Origin of the sequence: Legionella cherrii (assembly GCF_900635815.1) — a bacterium.
GTDB classification, from domain to species: Bacteria; Pseudomonadota; Gammaproteobacteria; order Legionellales; family Legionellaceae; genus Legionella; species Legionella cherrii.
The window spans coordinates 3429064-3449697 of sequence record NZ_LR134173.1; the positions used below are offsets into that span (position 1 = coordinate 3429064).

The window sequence follows — 20634 nt, forward strand, 5'->3', positions numbered from 1 at the left end:
AGTTATCCATCAAAAAATGATGCTATTATGCGCTTTTTTGCACCATATGAAAAGGCTTAATATCTTCTCATCGTGGTACCCTGTGCTATCGAGCTAAAAAGCATCAAATTGTTACTGTACAGACGAAATAGGACGCAATAAATAACGATGCGATTATTCGCAAAGATGATGTACAGATTTTAATTTTGTGATTGAGTCAAGTGGTGCGCGTGTTCATTTCAAGGTAAGCATTTTTTGATGGAACAAAAATCAAAAGGTGGGTGTAAAACAGGATGAAGAAATTTCTAGATATTTATTGAGTCCTGCTTCTGAGTTACACTTAAAACATTAACTCTTTCAATATTAATAATAGCGTGTTATCTAACCCATGTGAATCGCTAACCGGAATCGGACCAACGCTTGCAGCAAAACTTGCTAAATGCGGTATCCATATTGTGCGTGATTTGCTGTTCCACCTACCTTATCGCTATCAAGACAGAACTCGAGTAACACCCATTCAAGATTTAAGACCCAATGATTGGAGTGTCATTGCAGGACGTGTGTGTAAAACAGAAATTAAACCCGGTAAGCGGGCAATGCTGCATTGTTATGTGGAGGATAAAACAGGAATAATAAAGCTTCAGTTTTTTCATTTTAATAAAACTCAAATCAATAACCTAAAGAACAGCACAATGATTCACGCCTTTGGTGAAGTACGTGAATTCAATAATACCCTGACAATGACCCACCCTGAATATCAATTACTTGATCATGAAGAAGAATGCCAGGTCAATGAAACGCTGACTCCAATTTATCCAAGCACACAAGGGTTAACACAAACACGATTAAGACAACTGGTGAATGTCGCCTTGAAACGTTGTGAACAGGAACTTCAGCAATTGGAATGGATGAGTGAAGAACAATTGCGAACTTATAATTTTTTCTCGGTGGGAGAGTCAATTCAATTACTGCATAATCCCCCCCCAGATATCTCCATACAAGCTCTTGAACAAGGGCAACATCCTGCACTGAAACGATTAGTTTTTGATGAGTTGCTAGCACAACGCCTTAGCATGCAGTTTGCGAGGAAATCACGAAATGCACTCCGTGCTGTCGCGTTGCCTGCTGATCAAAACTTAAAGCAACGTTTTTTAAACTCGCTTCCGTTTAAACTCACCAATGCTCAGCAAAGAGTTGCTGAGGAAATCAGCCAAGATTTAATACAAACAAAACCCATGCTGCGCTTAGTACAGGGCGATGTGGGCGCCGGGAAAACTGTCATTGCTGCTCTTGCAGCTTTACAAGCGATTGCAAATGGACAACAAGTTGCATTTATGGCACCAACAGATTTACTGAGTGAACAACACACCAACAATCTAATCCATTGGTTAGAACCTTTAGGTATAAGAATATTAAGATTAAGTGGAAAAATGAAGCTGAGCGAGCGTCGCATGGCCTTTGCTGCACTTGCAGATCACAGTTGCCAACTGATTATTGGGACCCATGCCTTATTTCAGGAAGCCGTTAATTTTGCTCGTTTAGGGTTAGTGATTATCGATGAACAGCATCGATTTGGTGTAGAACAAAGATTGCTTTTGCAACAAAAAGGGCAACAAGAACAACTTATTCCTCATCAGTTGTTAATGACCGCTACCCCTATCCCAAGAACCTTATCTATGACCCACTTAGCCCATTTGGATATCTCGATTATTGATGAGTTACCTCCTGGACGAATACCCATTGCCACAGCCGTATTGAACCAAAATAAACGAGAATCAGTTATTGAGCGATTGGAGGTTGCTATAGCGAGTGGACGACAAATCTATTGGGTTTGTACCCTTATTGAAGAATCAGAAAAATTGCAATGTATGGCAGCTACTGAAACAGCACGGGCGTTACAAGAGCAACTGCCTGCTGCTCGGGTAGGCCTGGTCCATGGTCGAATGAAACCCATAGAAAAAGAAGCAACTATGGCCGCATTTAAAAGTGGTGAAATTAACTTACTAGTGGCTACAACAGTAATCGAAGTTGGCGTAGATGTCCCCAATGCCAGCCTAATGATTATAGAAAATGCCGAACGTTTGGGATTATCGCAACTGCATCAATTACGTGGTCGTGTGGGAAGAGGCAGTGCACAATCTCATTGCATTTTGCTCTACCAATCCCCTCTCTCGCAACACGGTGCGGAACGATTAAAAATTATGCGTGCAACCAATGATGGATTTATTATTGCAGAGAAAGACATGGAGTTAAGAGGTGCCGGCGAAGTACTGGGAATCCGGCAAACAGGCTATCGCCAATTTAAAATTGCTGACCTACAGCGCGATCGCGACCTGCTCCCTCTTTTGCCCTCGATAGCAAAACAACTCATAGAGGACTCACCTCAAACTGCTTACGATTTGACCCAACGATGGTTGGGTGATTTTGAACAATTTTTGCAAGGATAAAAATATTTTTAAAAATACTCAAGTCAAGACTGTTTTTTATTTTTTTCTTTGTTAATATGTTCGGGCAGATTATCTAATACTCCAAAACACCAATTGTGGATAACTTCATTTAATCCAATTTACACTCCCAATCAACTTCTTATATCAGATTCCTAAAAATCCTTATTTTAAAAGACTTATCGACAATTCTATATCCTTTTGTCAATAAATTATTTATCCACAAAATCTGTGGATAATCCTGTGAACATGATGTAAAACACCATATAAAATCAGTCTAATTGAAGCGTGATTCAGAACTTTCCAAATTGCTTCTAAAATTTGACCTTTAAAAATTCTTATCATTTCTCGTTGCAACCGGGATAATGAATGACTTAGCCAACTGTTCAAAATCAAGTCATCACCAATTGAAATGAGCAGCACAATTTTTTTTAAAAATACTCCAAGTCAAGACTGTTTTTTATTTTTTTCTTTGTTAAGATAGCCGGGTAGTTTCCTTATTCTTTCAAAGCACATCCTGTGGATAACTTTCCTGGTCATATCGGTTAATAACAACTCAAATTTCCTTCTGGCGCCAAAAAACCCTTATTCCATAAGGATTAGCACTTATTTACTCTTTTATTGTCCAAAATGCATTTATCCACAAAATCTGTGGATAATCCTGTGAACATGATGTAAAACACCATATAAAATCAGCCTGTTTTGCCTCTGCTTCTGAACTTTCCAAAGTGCTTCTAAAATTTTGCATAGATAAAAACTTTTAATTTTTTATTCTTCTTTAGTTTTTTATTCAGTAATTTTTTTAAATATCATAAAGAATCAATTTTATTGAGAATAAAATTTTTTAAAAAATACCAAGTCAAGACTGTTTTTAATTTTTTTCTTTGTTAAGATAGCCGGGTAGTTTCCTTATTCTTTCAAAGCACATCCTGTGGATAACTTTCCTGGTCATATCGGTTAATAACAACTCAAATTTCCTTCTGGCGCCAAAAAAACCCTTATTCCATAAGGATTAGCACTTATTTACTCTTTTATTGTCCAAAATGCATTTATCCACAAAATCTGTGGATAATCCTGTGAACATGATGTAAAACACCATATAAAATCAGCCTGTTTCGTACCGAGCATAAAATGTACTAGATAATTATCCTTTTCATCATTGGACCTTGGCCTAACCTATGCTCTCAAGAGCCAAACAACTCAATATAATCTAAGTATTAATCTATAAAAAAATTCATAACCATGTTTAAATAGAGCCGATAGACAAAATGGACTTGGAATGTTCACTATAAAACTCAAATTCATATTTTGTCTTACCTGATTCCATTAATTAAAAACAACATGACCCAACACGACAGATATTGGCAGGCAAAAAAAGTAACCCTTTTGGGAGCTGTTTCAAATGCACTTTTAGGCATTATAAAACTGATTGGCGGCTACTTTTTTCATTCTCATGCACTTGTCGCAGACGGAGTTCACTCCCTCTCTGATCTCATAACAGACGCCATGGTATTATTTGCTTCTAAATACGGAAGCCTTGATGCTGATGCCAGTCATCCTTATGGACATCAGCGTATCGAAACGGCAGCAACCTTATTATTGTCGCTTTTACTCATTTTTGCAGGTGTTGGTATCGCGTGGGATTCAATCTATGACTTGCTCCACTCTAATTATCTCATGCCAAATTGGTTAACCCTGCCAATCATTTGCATTTCCATCTTGAGCAATGAGGTTTTATTTCACTACACCCTATATATTGGAAAACGAATTAGTTCTAAATTGATTACTGCCAACGCATGGCATCATCGCTCAGATGCAGCCTCTTCGCTTGTTGTATTCGTCGGTTTAATTGGCAGTATCGCTGGTTACAGTTATCTTGATGCTGCTGCTGCAATTATAGTTGGATTGATGATTGTTAAGATGGGTTGGGATTATGCATGGAATAGTGTTAAAGAATTGGTAGACACTGCGGTCAGTCCAGAACTATTAACACGTATTGAAGAAGTAATCCAAAATGTGGACGGGGTTGAAAAAATTCATCAATTACGAACTCGTTCCATGGGAGAAAATGTATTAATCGATGTACATATTTTAGTTTCGCCTAAAATATCGGTGTCTGAAGGCCATTACATTGCGCAACACGTACACCATGCGCTCACGGATCAAATAGAAAGCGTCAATGATGTGATTGTACATGTTGACCCCGAAGATGATGAGAGCTCCTGTCCCTCATTACACCTACCCAACCGCAAGGTCTTACAAGAACTGCTATCCAATGAAGTCCGTATTGATTTCCCTCAGATTTTATTTTGGAATTTACATTACCTGGATGGAACAATAGGGATTGATATAGTCTGTGATGAACGATTTAACCAATGGCAAGAATTGCATGAACGAGTGATTTTAGCATTGAAGCTACAGTCGGATATTGTAGAAGTTCGCTTATTTAGCTTGCATGAGACCATGCATCACAACTAAACTATGTGGTTTGGGTTAGACCGAAGCTACCTTTAAGTTATAAAAATCTAGAATAAATAACAGGATAAACAATGGTATCAGCTACCAGTTTAAAAATATTTTTTGCAATTTCTATTTTTATTGTCATTTTAATCGCGGGCTGGTATCCCTTTAGAAAACGTATTAAAGACGATCAACATATTGATTTTCCTGTCGGTGAAACCCTGGCAACGGGTGTCTTTTTGGGAGCAGGCCTTTTGCATATGCTTCCAGAGGCAAATTCTTTATTTAAAAAAATGGGCTACAACTACCCTTTTGCCTTTATTATTACTGGTGCAGTATTCCTGATTTTTCTCTGGTTTGAACATTTGGGTAAGGAACTGTATCACCATCATAATACAAAACATCCTGCTTTTGCCCTTTTAGCTTGGGGAATGCTCTCTGTTCACTCGATAATGCTGGGTGCCGCCTTAGGGTTGGCGCACTATAACTCAATGATTATTATGATTTTTCTTGCCATTATCACCCATAAATGGGCAGAAAGTTTTGCCATTGCAGTTCAATTAAATAAAAGTACGATGAGTATGAACAGCAGTCTGTTCTTTTTCATTTTATTCAGCTTTATGACCCCACTTGGAATCTACTTAGGCTGGTATTTTGGTCATAGTGTAGAAACAAAATCTCTTTTTGATCCCATTTTAATGTCCGCCTCCGCAGGAACATTCCTTTATTTGGGAACCCTTCATGGTTTAGAACGCTGCGTTATGGTGGAGCGTTGTTGCAATCTCAAAGATTTTAGTTTTGTCATAATAGGTTTTTCACTTATGGCTTTGGTCGCGGCGTATGTCTAAGTTTTTACAACAAAAACCTATCATTCTTGCTTCAAGCTCGGCCATAAGATTACAATTGCTCCAATCGCTTGGGATTGAATTTTCCGTAGTTCCTTCACAGTGTGATGAAGACGCAATTAAAGCCTCCTTCAAATCAGAGAGCACTCTTGACTTAGGTTACGCACTTGCTGCCAGCAAGGCTTTAGAGGTGAGCCAACATCATCCAGACCATTTTATTATCGCTGCAGATCAACTGTGCTTGTTTGGCCAAACAGTGTTGAATAAGCCCTTGAACCATCCAACTGCCGTAGAACAGTTAAGTTTACTAAGTGGCAAAGAACACCTGCAAATTGCCTGCATTTGCATTGCCAAAAATAATGAAGTACTTTGGCAACATCATGAAACAGCCTACTTAACGCTGCATCATTTAAGTAAGAAAACAATCGAAGCCTATTTGCAAAGTGAAAAACCCTATCAGAGTTGCGGTAGTTACCAATATGAACACCAGGGAAAATGGTTATTTAAAGAAGTTCAAGGAAATGAAGATACCATTTGGGTTTGCCTTTGTTTTCTTTAACCCAAGCCTTAATGAAGCTTGGCGCGGTTAGTTTCTAATTATTTTCTGTATTTAGACAGTTCCCGTCCCCAAAATAGGTTCCGTTTCGCTACTACCAGGCTACCCGTCCATCAGAAAACCAAACATCTGCTGAATGATTTTTTTTATTTATTACGGGCATTTTGTTATGATTCTTTACCCAATCCATTGAGGAAATGAAATGGAAGCTAAAACAGAACACCCTATAGTCCCAACGCAGAATGCACTAAGTTTGTTTGAATTTAAAACTAAATTCGCAAACACCATGAAAGAATGTGCCATTTCAAAATTAACTTTTTCAATGCAAATTGACTCATCAGAATTAAAAAATAATCATGGTGCTCTTATCAAGCTACATGAACAGATGATTGAAACGATTAAAAAATATGTTGCAGTTTATCAAGGGCTATATAAAGATGCAGAGCATTATGATGAATATGAAAAGGAAGGATTACAGTCCCGCATTAGTGGAGAAATTGCTCGACAAACCAGCTACCAGGAAAAACTACAATTACAATTACCTCGGCTAAATTCCTTAAAATTTTTATTCTCTTTACCTCCAAATGAATTATTTCAAGAAGCAGTTAAAAATAAGTCTTCTGCTTTGCTCATTACTCAAACCCCTGAATTAATTGCTCAGATTGCTCATGATCAACTAGAACATATTACCCATGAAGACAGTGAAATTGTTCAATCTCTAGCATCTATTGTAGCGACTCGCGAGTACACTTTTGAAACACCTACTATTTTTGCTGCCTTGAATCAACACGCTCAGGCCGAGTCGGACACACAATTTATTGCAGCAAAGGAAGATGCAGCAACCCGTAATTTGTTACTCAAAATTAATCATTATCTGGATAAAAAAATAGAGCAGGCCTTAAAAGGAAACTCTAATCCCTGGGCTCTGGGATATTTTGGTTCACGTCATAAAATAGACAGTGATGGCAAAAAAGTATCTGTACCCCAAGGGGTCTATGAGCTAAAAACACAATTACTACAACTCGGTACACGTCCTCCAAAGGAAATCTTGACCAAAATGCAGGATATACTGCAGAACAAAAACCTGGAAAGAAAGGATGAGTCGGTATTGATGCAGTTTAAACGTTTGATCAGTTATCTTTTTGGATACTCTCAATCCCAAGAGACTGCTGATGAATATGAATATCTTGAGCAAGTCACCACAGGGAAACAATCTATCCCTTGACAAAGTCGGTGCGGATCAAAAACAATATTCAAATTTTTAAGTGGTGAAAATCCATCGCTTGTTCAGATTGAAAAATTTTAATCGTAATCAGGACCCAACATGCAAATTACAAAAATTCAAGCCCGTGAAATTTTAGACTCTCGCGGTAATCCTACTGTAGAAGCAGACGTTATTTTAAAAAATGGAACGCACGGAAGAGCGAGTGTTCCCTCCGGGGCATCTACCGGGAGTCGTGAAGCGTGTGAATTACGCGATAATGATGCAAACCGTTATAATGGTAAAGGGGTACAACAGGCTGTTGCTCATGTTAATCATGAAATTAATCAAGCACTACACCTTTTTTCTGTTGAAGATCAGGATGCTTTGGATTATCAATTGTGCCAATTAGACGGTACAGAAAATAAATCGCGTCTTGGAGCCAATGCGATTCTTGCTGTCTCGCTTGCCGCTGCTCGAGCTCGGGCAAATGAACATAACTTACCCCTGTATGCCGCATTAAATCAGGGTGAAAAAATGAGCATGCCTGTACCCATGATGAATATCCTAAATGGCGGGGCACATGCTGATAATAATGTTGATATTCAGGAATTCATGATTATGCCTGTAGGTGCTGCTGATTTTCCAACTGCATTGCAAATGGGTGCTGAGATTTTTCATGGATTAAAATCCGTTTTAAAAAAACAAGGATTAAATACTGCAGTGGGAGATGAAGGGGGTTTTGCGCCCAATATTAAATCGAACCGTCAAGCGTTGGATCTCCTCTGTGAGGCAATTGAAAAAGTTGGATATAAGTTGGGTGATGAAATAGTACTTGCCCTAGATGTTGCAGCCTCCGAGTTGTATGATCAAGGCATGTATCATATGGTGTCCGAAAATCAAAAATTCACTGCAATTCAACTTATTGATTATTATGACAATCTTGTTAAAAGTTATCCAATTGTCAGCATCGAAGATGGTTTGGATGAAAAAGATTGGAGTGGATGGAAACAATTGACTACCCAATTAGGAGGGACAATCCAATTGGTAGGTGATGATGTATTCGTTACCAATCCAAAAATTCTGCAAGAAGGCATCACCCAAAAAGTGGCGAATGCCATACTCATTAAAGTCAATCAAATCGGTACCTTAAGTGAAACCCGCCAAACGATTCAGTTAGCCCATCGAAACGGATATCGTTGCGTCATGTCACATCGCTCTGGTGAAACAGAAGATACCTTTATCGCAGACCTTGCAGTGGCTACTGGCTGTGGGCAAATTAAAACCGGTTCGCTATGCCGTACCGATCGCATCGCCAAATACAATCAACTGTTACGAATCAATGAAATGGCCGCATTGCCTTATGCAGGAAAAGCGGTATTGAAAAAGTAAATGTAAAATCATTGGTAGCTGGAATACAGCGTCGAAGCGATCCACTAAAATCCTTCTCTTCTCCCCGTGGGGAGAAGGTATCCGAAGAGAAGAACGGATAAGGGTATTAATAACCCCTCAACCCCAACCCCTCTCCCACAAGTGGGAGAGGGGATTCTTAAGGCAGCGCCGCGTTTGCTGCTTCAATTCGACAATATTTTAATCCTCAGAAAAATGGATATTCGTATTGTACTTGGTGCGATTAAGGCAAAAACTGCTGCGAAATACTTTAATATTTGCTTCATTTGCGAACACTCTACGCGCAAACTCATTGTAATGATTCATATCTGCAACATGAATTATGAGCAAATAATCGGTCTCACCAGAAACAAAATAGCATTGTTTTACTTCTTCTTGTTCGGCCATTTTACGTTCAAAATGAGCGAGTAAGTCCTCTCTTTGTTTTTCCAAAGTAATATTTGCAAAGACAATAAGCCCCCGCCCAGCTTTAAAAGGATCGACCAGGGCAACATCATTCACAATGATGCCTTCATCACGCAATCGTTTAACACGACGAAAACAAGGAGGAGCAGAAATCCCTACTTTTTCAGCAAGAGCCAGATTGGTAATTTGATTGTCTTTTTGCAATAAATTTAAAATTTTTCTATCAATTTTATCTAAATATACTGGTTCTGCTCTATTTTCTTGCGAATATCTGTCTCCGTATTTTTTCATATATTACCCTAAAGTCAAAATTGGGCATTATAAAATGAAATAAAACATCATTAAATTAAAAATTTATTTATTTTTATTTCATGATAGATTCATCACCCCGTTAGTAAAGACCAAAAAGGAAACTATTATGATAAGAACAGCACAGATTGATGAGATTAATATCTTAAACCAACTCATTGAGCATTCAGCACGTGGGTTAAGCCAGGAAGACTATACAAATCTAGAAATTGAAGGTGCGATTCACTCCATATTTGGTGTGGATCAAGAGCTCATTACCGATCAAACCTACTATGTAATAGAAAAGGAAGGGAGCATTGTGGCCTGTGGTGGATGGAGTAAACGGAAAACTCTTTTTGGAGGGGATCAATGCAAAACCAGGGAGGAAGGATTTTTAAATCCACACACAGATTATGCCAAAATTAGAGCTTTTTTTGTCCATCCAAACCATGCCCGACAAGGACATGGAAAAATGCTCCTGCACTATTGTGAACAACAAGCTTTATCCCATGGATTTACAAAAATGGAAATGATGGCAACTTTACCCGGGGTAAAGTTGTATCAGGTATGTGGTTATCAAATGATTAAGGCAAAATATTTTGCTCTCCCAGGCGGTAAAAAATTTAAAATGCTAAAAATGATAAAACATTTCTAACATAGAACAACCTCAGCCCTACCCTGGTAGAGAGCCATGGGATCTTTTATCCTCATCCCGAGCGAAGCGAGGGAGCCCCCTCGCTTCGCTCGGGATGAGGAAAGGTTACGATACACTGCACCCAGCCTACAAATTACCGGGGTTACAATCGATAAAACCAATTACTTCTTAGAGTGATACTCTGGGATTTCCTTTGGATAACACCCTTTTATAGTTCTAAAGAACTCGAGAATTTTGGGCAAATCCTTATCGATGTCGCCCGTAGGTTGGAACTTCTCATGAATTCGGAGTTCCTTAGATGCATAATCGGGTCCGACCATTACTATGGGCAGCCCTGCTTGACACGCAATATGATAAAACCCTTCTTTCCAACGTGTAACAGGACCACGTGTCCCTTCTGGGGTAATGGCCAGTTTAAACTCATCACGAGAACGGAATATTTCTACTACTTGCTCCACAGTCTTACTTTTTTTGGAGCGATCAACGGGGGCCCCTCCTAACGCTTTTAAAAATAGTCCTAGAGGAAAAAAGAACAATTGATTTTTTGCTAAAAAGTTAATTTTAACACCTATCGAAAAACGAGCAAATAAACCCACTGCAAAATCCCAATTGCTTGTATGAGGAGCAACAACAACCAGATATTTTTTATCTTGCGGTAGTTCACCGACAACTTTCCAGCCAAACAGTTTTAAAATAAAGCGTCCAAATTTCTTCATAATCAAAGTCAATAATTATTTGTTTTAGTATATACAAATTATTGGGTTGATTCACCTCCATTGCTGATGAATCTAATTCATTGAGATAGCTCTAAAGTAATAATAATAAAAAAAATGGAGCAATCTCTCTGTAGCCCCATATTTTATACTAAAATGATACATATACAGGTGGAGCTATGGAGTGCCAAATGAATAAACAAGATCCTGCACTTAACTTTTCCAATTCGCGTTTACTTGCAGCCCTTTATTATGGATTACTGTCCGTTGTCGGAACGATACTTATCGATGGTTTTCTCACAACAATTGGCATAGAGGAACTTGTGCCTCTTTATAAAGCAATTATTCTCGGAATGATTGTCGCTTCTATAACTGGAGCTCTTTTTGGAAAAAATATCATCCACTGCCCCAGGCCCTACAAACGTAAAACTTTTTTATTAGGTTTTATTATGGTACTGGTTTCCTTACCATTTTTTGATCTTGGGCTGGTGCTATCGATGGAGACATCAGGCAACCAAGTGCTGCCAGTAAACAATTTCAATGATTTTGTTTATGCGTATCTAATCGTCCTTGGTTACAGCTACATCCTTTTTGGTGTTTGGCTCGCCATTGCATCAGGTTTCGCCTCAATCTTTTTACGTGGCAGATTTGTTTATCAAGTCCTGCGAACCGATAGACGAGATAGTCATAGTTTACCACGCTATGTAGGTGCCTCTGACAGAACCAAACCTAAACCCGCCCGCAAAAAACCAGCAGCCAAACCCCAGGCTTTGCAGCGCAAAAAAACTTAAGTAAAATCCTTATCGCCTAGGTGCAATAAAAAGAACACTGAGATTAAGTTAAGTAATTTTCCTTCTCTCGTAGGGAGAAGAGACCTAATGAACCCTCGCCCCACCCTCCCGCACGACTGGAGAGGATATTTCTAATGACTGCACCTAAGGCTACAATTAATTACCTTTGCTCTGGATTTTTATGCCCATACACACTTTCACGGATAAAGAACACCTTTTTCTTCTTTTGGCACAAAAAGCCACGGTTCTCACCCCCAATAATCGACTCAGCGATATCATACTTCAGCATTACTTTGCCCAGTGTAGGAAACAAACTATAGAGAAACCGATATGCATGCCTTTTCGAGTTGCCCTGATTAAAGCTTATGAACAACTCAATTTTAACAGCGCACATCTTGACCATCCCACCTTATTAAACGACGCTCAATGTCAGTATTTATGGCGTAGAATAATCCAAGCAGAATCTCATATTATTTACAGCGACGGACTTCTTCAGGCAGTTATTAGTGCTTGGGAACGTTGCCAACAGTGGCAAGTTAATTTGGAAGATCCAGCCTTTCATCACACAGCACAAACGCAACAGTTCCAACGCTGGTGGCATTTATTTGATACGCAATTAAAACAACAAAATTTAATTACCGAATATGAACTAATACCCTATTTACTCGATGCAAACAGCTCTTTGTTTTCCCAAAAAGTTGTTTGGGTTTGTTTTGATGATTTCACTCCCCAACAAGCACTCTTGCAGAATATTTTAGCTCAAAAAGGTGTCCTTCAATATCAATACGACTTAAAGGAAAAATCATCAAAAATCGAAGTCTTAGCCGCTCAAGATAATAAAGAAGAATATCAACAGCTCATGGCATGGTTGCATATAAAAATAAAGGAAGGAAAGCAAAACATAGGTGTCGTTGTACCGAATTTAGAACAAGAATTTCATTCATTACAAAGAACCTTAGCCCATCATTTTGAGACTTCAGATTTTAATATTTCCTTAGGACAGCCTTTGATTCATTTCCCGTTGGTGGCCCATGCCTTATGTTGGCTAAACTTGGATGACACCCATCTGAATCCGCATCAAGCAAACTTGCTGCTGCAATCGCCTTACCTAGGGCACTCCAAAGAAGAATTCATCGCACGATCTGACTATTTGCAAGAAGGAACATTACTCGCAAATCATTCGATTCCCTTAAATCATTTAATCGAAGAACTGAGTACTCATGCCCCAAAACTTGCTGATTTATTAAACCATCTTACTCCATATCCTGAAGAGGCTACGGTACAAGAATGGATACACTTATTTCAAAAACGTCTCAATAATATAGGCTTTCCCGGCGATTATACTCTTAACTCCGAAAGTTATCAGTGTCTTAATCGTTTTATCACGGTTTTTGATGAGCTGAGACAATTTGCTTTGATTCGTCCCATTTTCACAAAATCGGAGGTACTTGAAGTAGTGCACCATCTTGTCGCAAACACTATTTTCCAAGCACAAAAAACCAGTGCACCAATTCAAATTTGTGGTTTACTGGAGGCATCAGGATGTGAGTTCGACAGTTTATGGATCACGGGTTTAACGGATCAATGTTTGCCGCAAAAGGTACATTTATCTGCTTTTATTCCGCCCCAGTTACAACGTGATTTATGTATGCCTCATAGCTTGCCAGCTCGCGAACTGCAATTTGCTCGTCAGATTCTGCAACGATTTCAAAAAAGTGCTGATTCCATTGTATTTAGCTATGCACAGCTGCAGGCGGATACGCCCAATTTACCCTGTTCATTAATCACTGATTTACCTGCTTTTGAACGATTACCAACAGATTACCTTTCAAAAACAACACCTGATTTAATGTTTCTGGATGAGTGTTTTAATGTGCCTATACACCCCGATGAGCGCATTTATGGAGGCACAGCAATTCTTTCAAATCAAGCCAAATGTCCCTTCAAAGCATTCGCGGAACATAGACTCCGTGCAAAGGCATCCATACAAACAACTGATGGTTTGGACAATAAAAAAAGAGGACAAATAATTCATAAGGTAATGGAGTTGTTATGGCAAAAATTGGAAACTCAGCATAAGTTACTTCATTTAGCACCTCAAATTTTGGAACAGTACATTGAAGAAGCCATTCATACTGCTTTAAGCCCACTTCAAAAACAGTTTTGCGAATTATTCTTCGATTCCATTCAAGACGTGGAGTACACTCGCTTGAAACGACTGGTGCAAACGTGTCTTGAATGGGAAAAACAACGCCCTCCTTTTGCCGTCGCCGCCCTGGAACAATCTTATACGATTCATTTAGCGGGTCTTGATTTTCAAGTCCGCGTCGATCGCTTGGATCAAGTAGAAGATAAAAAATGGGTTATTGATTATAAAAGCAGCCTTCCCGCCAGCAAACCATGGAATGAAGAACGGCCTAAAGAGTCGCAATTATTACTTTATGCGCTATTAGATGAACAGATTAATACCTTATTACTCCTGCAAGTGAAAGCTGGAAGAATAAACTCAATGGGACTTAGTGAAGAAAAACTAAGTATGAGTGGAATGACCCCTTTAAAAAAAGAAGAGACATGGGCTGGGTATCGGGAAGTTTGGCAAAGACAACTCACTGATTTAGTTAAAGAATTTCAAGAAGGTTATTGTGCACCGCAACCAGCTCATTTAACCATTTGCCAACATTGTGATTTTCAAAATTTATGTCGATTTCAAGTGGAAGAATAACCCTACGTCATCCCCTGGCCATCACGTGAAGGAAAAAATTCCCCCCAATCCCTCACCCCTGCCCTCTCCAGCGATGTACCCTTTATTTTTTTACTCAAATTCCTTGCGCGGGCGAGGGGATTTTCAGTGCTCTCAGAATAGCATTGGATCAGAATCCCCTTACCCCTTAGGGCAGAGGGCCAGGGTGAGGGGGATTTGCACGCTATAGCACCGTGTTACGACAGCAGATCCCTCGCTGCGCTCGGATGACGTGTAGTAGTCTAGCCAAGATAATCGACACGGAAACAGCCCTTAAAAAATAAGGGCACTTATTGATGTCGAACTCAGGTTAATTATGATATAAGACACTAAGACCATTCAACTCAATTGAAATGGTTAAACCATGGTTTCCCGACAATAATAATAAAGAGACGAATCATGCCAGTTAATCATAGTAAATTTGAACCACGTTTAAACACCTGTGACCAAGAGTTACAAGCTCTATTTAATGATGCTGAAATTAGTAAAAAAATGCAGCAAAAAATAGACGCCGTAAAAAATTATTATAACCTTTCTTATACCAAAGCAATTTCGCCCCAAAAAGTCGAAGCGATTGTAAGCAGTTATGAAACCTTTATACAACAATTAGATCAGGTAAAAAAAGGGAATCTGACCCCAAAAAAGGCATTAGAGACAGTGGCAAGTGCCTGTGAATCAAGAAAAATTGGTGTTTTATTTCATAATCTCGCCAAAGCATGTGAGTTAATGTTCTATGCAGCAACCGCATTTTCCTTGTACGCAGGAATTTTTGGGATCGCACTTCCGGTGCTGATTGTCCAACCTGTTTTAGGGGTTGCAGTAGGAATAACCATTGTTGGAGGTATGCTTGCAGCGGCATACAAAGCATTATCGTGCTTTTCCGAATTTAGATCATTTAGCCGCCATGATGCTGAATATACCAATGAGTCAGGTTTAATTCGTTTCTTTAAACCAGAACCACAAATAGATAAACTTAATCCAATTGCAGTGAATGATGATTTAGAACTTTCTTGTTGCTAATCATGTTCTAGCCTAGGTACAGTATGTACCCCGGATTAACTTAGGAGAATCCGGGCTACAAAACCTTTCAAAATATCATTCCATTGTTACAATTCTGAATCCATAGGCTCTAAGTATTAAGTCATTACAATTGCGAAATTTAAGTAGATGTTTAATAATGACAAAACCACTGGACTAGGGAGTGAACATGTCACTCAAACGAACTAAAACACGAATTCTCTGCTTTGGCTTAATCACCTGTTTACTGAGTAGTTGTTTTCATCCGCCTTATAATAATTTTAAACCCGTACATCCCATGCCCAAAAGAGTGGTTACCGGAGCAGTTGTGGGAACTGCCGTAGGTGCAGCGGCAACTGGACATGTGGCTGGCGCACTGGCAGGCACTGTTGTCGGTGGTACTGTGGGTGCCATTGTAGGCCTTAATAAAGCCAGTCGACGCAGTATCATTAAAGAATTAAACAAAGAAAACATTGAATACGTACAGTACGGCGATACGATGACCTTAATCGTACCTGTTGATAAATACTTTATGTTTGAAAGCCCCCGCCTTAATGAAATTTGTTATCCCGGTTTGGAAAATATTATCAGGTTATTGAAGTTTTACCCATTGAGTCCTGTTTATGTTGCGGGATTCACAGATAATGTAGGTTCAGATCACCATAAAAAATTATTGTCCCAAGCACAGGCTGAAACGATGATGACCTTTTTATGGGCTAATAATATTCCAGCTCAACTTCTTAAAGCAGAAGGTTATGGCGATAAAAATGATGTAGGTGATAATAAGTTGATTCATGGCAGCGCATTTAATCGACGCATTGAGATTCAATGGTTCAATAGTTATGGTACTAAGACTTGTGCAAACTGCCCAGCTCCAGTACCATCACCTGTAGTTTATGCAACCAAGTAAGGCAAAATTAATGCGTTCAAGATTTATCGGTGGAATTCTTTTAATCGTTGGTACTTCAATCGGCGGGGGATGCTTGCCCTGCCTGTTGCCAATGCAGCTACTGGGTTTTGGCAATCTTCAATTGTTTTATTTCTATGCTGGGTATTCATGACTTTAGGGGCATTTTTTATTCTTGAAGCAAATCTTTATTTACCTAGAGGCAAGCATATGGTTTCTATGGCTCAAGCTACTTTAGGTAATTATGGTTTGCTTGCTGCCTGGGTAAGCTATCTTTTTTTGCTTTATACCCTCCTGTCTGCCTATATTTCTGGCGGAGCAGATGTCTTAAATAGCCTTCTTTTTAAAATGGGCTTGCATTTGACTGATTGGCAGGCAAGTTTAGTCTTTACGCTTATTTTTGGTATGGTTGTGTATGGCGGGATTCGGTATGTCGATTATGTCAATCGAGGACTGATGTTTGGGAAATTAGCGGTTTATTTTTTGTTAGTAGTCCTTATCGCTCCGCATATAGAAATGCAACATTTGCATCATGGCGATATGCGATATATTGGCAGCGCGATTATGATTTTAATTACCTCTTTTGGATTTGCCATCATTGTACCCAATCTAAGAGACTATTTTGATGATGATGTGAAAAAGCTGAAAAAAGTTATTTTTATTGGCTCGTTAATTCCTTTATTCTGTTATTTAGCTTGGGATGCTGTGATTATGGGTGCCCTTCCTTCTGAAGGAAGTCAAAACCTTGAGAGCCTCATGCATAATCCGCACACCACCAGCGCGTTGGCAAGCATGCTCTCCAATAAAGTACAAAATACAACAATTAGTGCTCTATTTAATTTCTTCACGTCCATTTGTATGCTCACTGCATTCCTGGGTGTTTCATTATGCTTATACAGTTTTCTTGCTGATGGATTAAAACTACGCGAGCGAGGAGGCCATGGTCTTGGGTTGTTTTTACTTACTTTTGCCCCCCCTCTACTTATCGTCGTTTATTATCCAGGTGCATACATCCATGCTTTAGGCTACGCAGGTATCTTTTGTATCATTCTGCTACTACTTTTACCTGCGCTAATGTGTTATTTTGGCAGAAGAAAACATCACTCTGTTTTTATAGTTCCCGGCGGCAAATGGACTCAAGTCGCTGTCATTGCTGTTTCGGTCGGACTATTAATACATGAATTTTGGAATTTGATGTAGGTACCCTTAAGGAAGCGCCCTCATCCGCCCTGACGGGCACCTTCTCCCTAGGAGGGAGAAGGTATATTTTCTTAACTCAGGAGAGAATCCCCTCTCCCACTTGTGGGAAAGGGGTTAGGGTTGAGGGGAAATTTCGTACATCAACTCTAAATGTCAAAGGCCATGATACGATTGACTTAAAATGAATAACAAAGTATCATATTGAATTATTTTTACACTATTTTGGATTATATCTTATGATCAATTCAAAACTAATAGGTGGGATATTACTGATAGTAGGAACTTCAATAGGTGGAGGAATGCTTGCCTTGCCTGTCTCTACAGCGGAAGTAGGCTTTAGCAATTCAATTTTCTTCCTATTTTTTTGCTGGCTGATCATGACTGCAGGAGCATTATTAATGCTAGAGGTCAATTTACGTCTCCCAGCAGGCAGTAATATGATTTCGATGGCAAAATCCACGTTAGGTTTACCAGGACAAATTATTGCTTGGATCACTTATTTGTTTTTACTATACACCCTCCTCTCAGCTTATATTTCAGGGGGTAGCGACGTATTCAATAGCTTATTGCATAAAATGAATATTGATTTACCCAACAGTATCACTGCAATCTTGTTTACCCTTTTATTCAGCTTGATTGTGTATAAAGGAATACGCTCTGTAGATTATGTTAATCGTGGTTTAATGTTTGGGAAATTAGGGATTTACATTTTATTAGTCGCAATTATTAGCCCCCATGCATCAACACTGGGTTTAACTGATGGTTCTGCACGCGCTTTTACAGGCACTTTAATGATTTTAATCACTTCATTCGGTTATGCATCAATAATACCCAGCTTACGAGACTATTTTGGCGATGATATAAGAAACCTGAGACGAGTTATTTTATTAGGTTCGCTTATCCCTCTTGCTTGCTACATTGTATGGGATGCGGTAATTATGGGTGTTGTCTCTCGTGAAGGAGAAAATGGACTGCTTGCACTCATGAATTCAGACCATGCTACCAGTGGATTAACCGAGGCGTTAAGCCAAGCCGTTCAAAATCAATGGATTAGCGGATTCTTTGGCTTTTTCACTTCCATATGTATGCTCACTGCTTTTTTAGGGGTTTCATTAGGATTATTTGATTTTCTGGCAGATGGATTAAAACTGCAGAAATCGGGTAATCAAGGAAAATATATTTTAGTCTTGACTTTTCTTCCTCCGCTAGCCGTAGTTTTACTCAATCCGGGGATTTATCTGCATGCATTAAGCTATGCCGGCATATGTTGTGTTATTTTATTGTTATTATTGCCTGCGATCATGGCTTGGCGAGGGCGCCGCACCTTAGTCACAACTGAAAGTCACTTGGTTCCTGGAGGTAATTCCAGTCTCGCATTAATTGGTTGTATTGCTACTGGTTTACTCATCATCGCGATCATGTATTAAGCCAATAAAAATCGTGATGCCTGGATACTGCAGCACTGCCATTAAGATATCCCTTTGAGCCGCAGAAGGTGTTAATTGCGGCTCATATACCCTCCCTATCCTATCTTCTTTTCTCTTGAGTGGAATAAGTATTTTTTCAAGTTATCTCATACGGGCTATAATTTAAATGAACAACTTGTTCAATATGCATACAAGGAGGTTATTATGTTATATTGGGCCCTCATATTTTTTATCATTGCAATCATTGCTGCAGCATTTGGATTTGGTGGAATTGCAGTTGCAGCTGCAGGAATTGCAAAAATTTTATTCTTCTTATTTCTTGTTATCTTTGTCGTATTTCTTGTAATGGGGCTACTTGCTCGACGCCCGCCACCCCCATTATAAAATAAGACAACAAACAAGTAATGAGATTTACTATCATCCCGATTGCAACGAGGGAGCTTCCCTCGTTCATCACGACCCCATTGGATTATCTATTCAGTGGACCTACTTGTATCGATATGGATTTGAGCACCAAATGCGCGAACATGCTGTTGATGAAACGTGGCATTCATCAGTATGTGAGGCTTCCTGAGCGTCCTCTTCGCACAAGAGATGCCAAATACTTGTTCGGTACATGGAACGTAAACAGGTACCCAAAGATACCTCGGAATGTCAAAGAGTTTTATTTCATTGCTTCCAAATTAATCAAATAATTTAATTTGCATTGCTTGAGAGGAACTTTGCCAAGCTCTTTTCATGATTTCTGTATTAAAAGAAATTCCAAAATCACCATTTCGATTCAGGGCAATGACTCCCATTTCGCCATTTAACAGCTTATTGCGTTCATGAATCACATGATCGCACGCCTCTTGTAAAGGCATATCAAATTCCATCATCATAGAAATCGTATGAGCAACCACGCCCCGAATTAAATATTCACCTTCCCCTGTTCCAGATACCGCGCAGGTTGCATTATTGGCATAACATCCAGCGCCAATCACGCAACTGTCACCAATTCTCCCTGGAAGGCAATTGCTGATTCCACCTGTTGAAGTTGCTGCTGCAAGATTTCCTTGTACATCTAAAGCCACAGCACCCACGGTTCCTTTCATTTTCTTGTTCTGAATTTCTTCCATGGTTTCTATTTTATTGAGATTTTGATACGCCTCATACTGATTTGGGGTTATAAAATAAGACTCTTCTTCAAGTTCCAGACCATATTTTTTTGCTATTTCCAAAGCGCCATATCCTGAAAGAAAGACATGTCTTGTTTTCTCCATCACCAACCTTGCCAAACGAATTGGATTTTTTACGGTGCGAACCATAGACACAGCCCCGGCTTGTAAATCCTTACCACTCATAATCGAAGCATCCATTTCCACTTCACCCCGAGAATTTAATGCGGAACCTTTTCCTGCATTAAATAGTGGATTATCCTCCAGGATTCGAACTGCCTCTTGCACTGCATCTAAAGCGGAGCCACCTTTATCGAGTACTAAATAACCCATTTCGACCGCTTTAGCCAAACCCTGTTTAAATTCCTTTTGATGTTCTTGTAAAAAGGAATAGTTTTCACTAGCACCACCGTGTACTGCGATTGCAATTTTTTTCATC

General features: G+C 39.2%; 15 protein-coding genes and 2 pseudogenes. 14 read left to right on the forward strand and 3 right to left on the reverse strand.

The window, feature by feature from the left end:
- Window positions 1-353: 353 nt before the first annotated feature.
- From recG to eno, 6 genes and pseudogenes are all read left to right on the forward strand, one after another.
- Window positions 354-2426 carry an ATP-dependent DNA helicase RecG gene (recG, locus tag EL022_RS14690; protein ID WP_028379859.1) on the forward strand — a complete coding sequence of 691 codons (2073 nt, stop codon included), beginning with the start codon at window positions 354-356 and terminating at the stop codon, window positions 2424-2426.
- 1338 nt (window positions 2427-3764) lie between these two features.
- The gene (locus EL022_RS14695; protein ID WP_028379858.1) at window positions 3765-4901 is read left to right on the forward strand and encodes a cation diffusion facilitator family transporter; all 1137 of its coding nucleotides are present in this window, start codon (window positions 3765-3767) and stop codon (window positions 4899-4901) included.
- 71 nt (window positions 4902-4972) lie between these two features.
- Window positions 4973-5731, forward strand: coding sequence for a ZIP family metal transporter (locus EL022_RS14700; protein ID WP_028379857.1), 759 nt, complete (start codon window positions 4973-4975; stop codon window positions 5729-5731).
- Window positions 5724-6325, forward strand: a pseudogene (locus tag EL022_RS14705) (Maf family protein). Before EL022_RS14700 ends, EL022_RS14705 begins: the two are co-directional and overlap by 8 nt.
- 161 nt (window positions 6326-6486) lie before the next feature.
- Window positions 6487-7509 (forward strand): hypothetical protein, encoded by a 1023-nt coding sequence (locus EL022_RS14710; protein ID WP_051544380.1) that lies wholly within the window; start codon window positions 6487-6489, stop codon window positions 7507-7509.
- Between the two features lie 99 nt (window positions 7510-7608).
- Entirely contained in the window at window positions 7609-8877 is a 1269-nt protein-coding gene (gene eno / locus EL022_RS14715; RefSeq protein ID WP_028379854.1) for a phosphopyruvate hydratase, read from the forward strand.
- A 198-nt stretch (window positions 8878-9075) separates the two neighbouring features.
- On the opposite strand, the gene EL022_RS14720 is transcribed toward eno, so the two are convergent.
- Window positions 9076-9591, reverse strand: a complete 516-nt coding sequence (locus EL022_RS14720) for an Lrp/AsnC family transcriptional regulator (protein WP_028379853.1) — start codon at window positions 9589-9591, stop codon at window positions 9076-9078.
- Between the two features lie 127 nt (window positions 9592-9718).
- On the opposite strand from EL022_RS14720, the gene EL022_RS14725 reads away from it, so the two are divergent.
- Complete coding sequence (locus EL022_RS14725; RefSeq protein WP_028379852.1) at window positions 9719-10243, forward strand: GNAT family N-acetyltransferase; 525 nt, start codon at window positions 9719-9721, stop codon at window positions 10241-10243.
- 161 nt (window positions 10244-10404) lie between these two features.
- On the opposite strand, the gene EL022_RS14730 is transcribed toward EL022_RS14725, so the two are convergent.
- Window positions 10405-10959, reverse strand: a complete 555-nt coding sequence (locus tag EL022_RS14730; RefSeq protein WP_028379851.1) for a lysophospholipid acyltransferase family protein — start codon at window positions 10957-10959, stop codon at window positions 10405-10407.
- 188 nt (window positions 10960-11147) lie between these two features.
- Between EL022_RS14730 and EL022_RS14735 the strand changes: the two genes are divergently transcribed.
- From EL022_RS14735 to EL022_RS14765, 7 genes and pseudogenes are all read left to right on the forward strand, one after another.
- Complete coding sequence (locus EL022_RS14735) at window positions 11148-11747, forward strand: hypothetical protein (RefSeq protein WP_028379850.1); 600 nt, start codon at window positions 11148-11150, stop codon at window positions 11745-11747.
- Window positions 11748-11928: 181 nt separating this feature from the next.
- Window positions 11929-14469, forward strand: coding sequence for a PD-(D/E)XK nuclease family protein (locus tag EL022_RS14740; protein WP_028379849.1), 2541 nt, complete (start codon window positions 11929-11931; stop codon window positions 14467-14469).
- Between the two features lie 417 nt (window positions 14470-14886).
- Entirely contained in the window at window positions 14887-15507 is a 621-nt protein-coding gene (locus EL022_RS14745; RefSeq protein WP_028379848.1) for a DUF5638 domain-containing protein, read from the forward strand.
- 187 nt (window positions 15508-15694) lie between these two features.
- Window positions 15695-16414, forward strand: coding sequence for a C-OmpA-like family protein CmpA (gene cmpA / locus EL022_RS14750; protein WP_028379847.1), 720 nt, complete (start codon window positions 15695-15697; stop codon window positions 16412-16414).
- Between the two features lie 10 nt (window positions 16415-16424).
- Window positions 16425-17611 (forward strand): annotated as a pseudogene (locus tag EL022_RS14755) (amino acid permease).
- Window positions 17612-17847: 236 nt separating this feature from the next.
- Window positions 17848-19038 carry an amino acid permease gene (locus EL022_RS14760; protein WP_028379845.1) on the forward strand — a complete coding sequence of 397 codons (1191 nt, stop codon included), beginning with the start codon at window positions 17848-17850 and terminating at the stop codon, window positions 19036-19038.
- A gap of 204 nt (window positions 19039-19242) precedes the next feature.
- Complete coding sequence (locus tag EL022_RS14765; protein ID WP_028379844.1) at window positions 19243-19422, forward strand: DUF1328 family protein; 180 nt, start codon at window positions 19243-19245, stop codon at window positions 19420-19422.
- 299 nt (window positions 19423-19721) lie between these two features.
- On the opposite strand, the gene EL022_RS14770 is transcribed toward EL022_RS14765, so the two are convergent.
- A complete protein-coding gene (locus EL022_RS14770; RefSeq protein WP_028379843.1) occupies window positions 19722-20633 on the reverse strand; it encodes an isoaspartyl peptidase/L-asparaginase family protein in 912 nt (303 codons plus the stop codon).
- Between the last annotated feature and the right edge of the window lies 1 nt (window position 20634).

What these genes read in the sequence shown, in the direction of transcription:
- EL022_RS14695 (WP_028379858.1), top strand. Translation starts at nt 3,765, where the DNA reads ATGACCCAACACGACAGATATTGGCAGGCAAAAAAAGTAACCCTTTTG.
- EL022_RS14700 (WP_028379857.1), top strand. Translation starts at nt 4,973, where the DNA reads ATGGTATCAGCTACCAGTTTAAAAATATTTTTTGCAATTTCTATTTTT.
- EL022_RS14710 (WP_051544380.1), top strand. Translation starts at nt 6,487, where the DNA reads ATGGAAGCTAAAACAGAACACCCTATAGTCCCAACGCAGAATGCACTA.
- eno (WP_028379854.1), top strand. Translation starts at nt 7,609, where the DNA reads ATGCAAATTACAAAAATTCAAGCCCGTGAAATTTTAGACTCTCGCGGT.
- EL022_RS14720 (WP_028379853.1), bottom strand. Translation starts at nt 9,591, where the DNA reads ATGAAAAAATACGGAGACAGATATTCGCAAGAAAATAGAGCAGAACCA.
- EL022_RS14725 (WP_028379852.1), top strand. Translation starts at nt 9,719, where the DNA reads ATGATAAGAACAGCACAGATTGATGAGATTAATATCTTAAACCAACTC.
- EL022_RS14730 (WP_028379851.1), bottom strand. Translation starts at nt 10,959, where the DNA reads ATGAAGAAATTTGGACGCTTTATTTTAAAACTGTTTGGCTGGAAAGTT.
- EL022_RS14735 (WP_028379850.1), top strand. Translation starts at nt 11,148, where the DNA reads ATGAATAAACAAGATCCTGCACTTAACTTTTCCAATTCGCGTTTACTT.
- EL022_RS14740 (WP_028379849.1), top strand. Translation starts at nt 11,929, where the DNA reads ATGCCCATACACACTTTCACGGATAAAGAACACCTTTTTCTTCTTTTG.
- EL022_RS14745 (WP_028379848.1), top strand. Translation starts at nt 14,887, where the DNA reads ATGCCAGTTAATCATAGTAAATTTGAACCACGTTTAAACACCTGTGAC.
- cmpA (WP_028379847.1), top strand. Translation starts at nt 15,695, where the DNA reads ATGTCACTCAAACGAACTAAAACACGAATTCTCTGCTTTGGCTTAATC.
- EL022_RS14760 (WP_028379845.1), top strand. Translation starts at nt 17,848, where the DNA reads ATGATCAATTCAAAACTAATAGGTGGGATATTACTGATAGTAGGAACT.
- EL022_RS14765 (WP_028379844.1), top strand. Translation starts at nt 19,243, where the DNA reads ATGTTATATTGGGCCCTCATATTTTTTATCATTGCAATCATTGCTGCA.
- EL022_RS14770 (WP_028379843.1), bottom strand. Translation starts at nt 20,633, where the DNA reads ATGAAAAAAATTGCAATCGCAGTACACGGTGGTGCTAGTGAAAACTAT.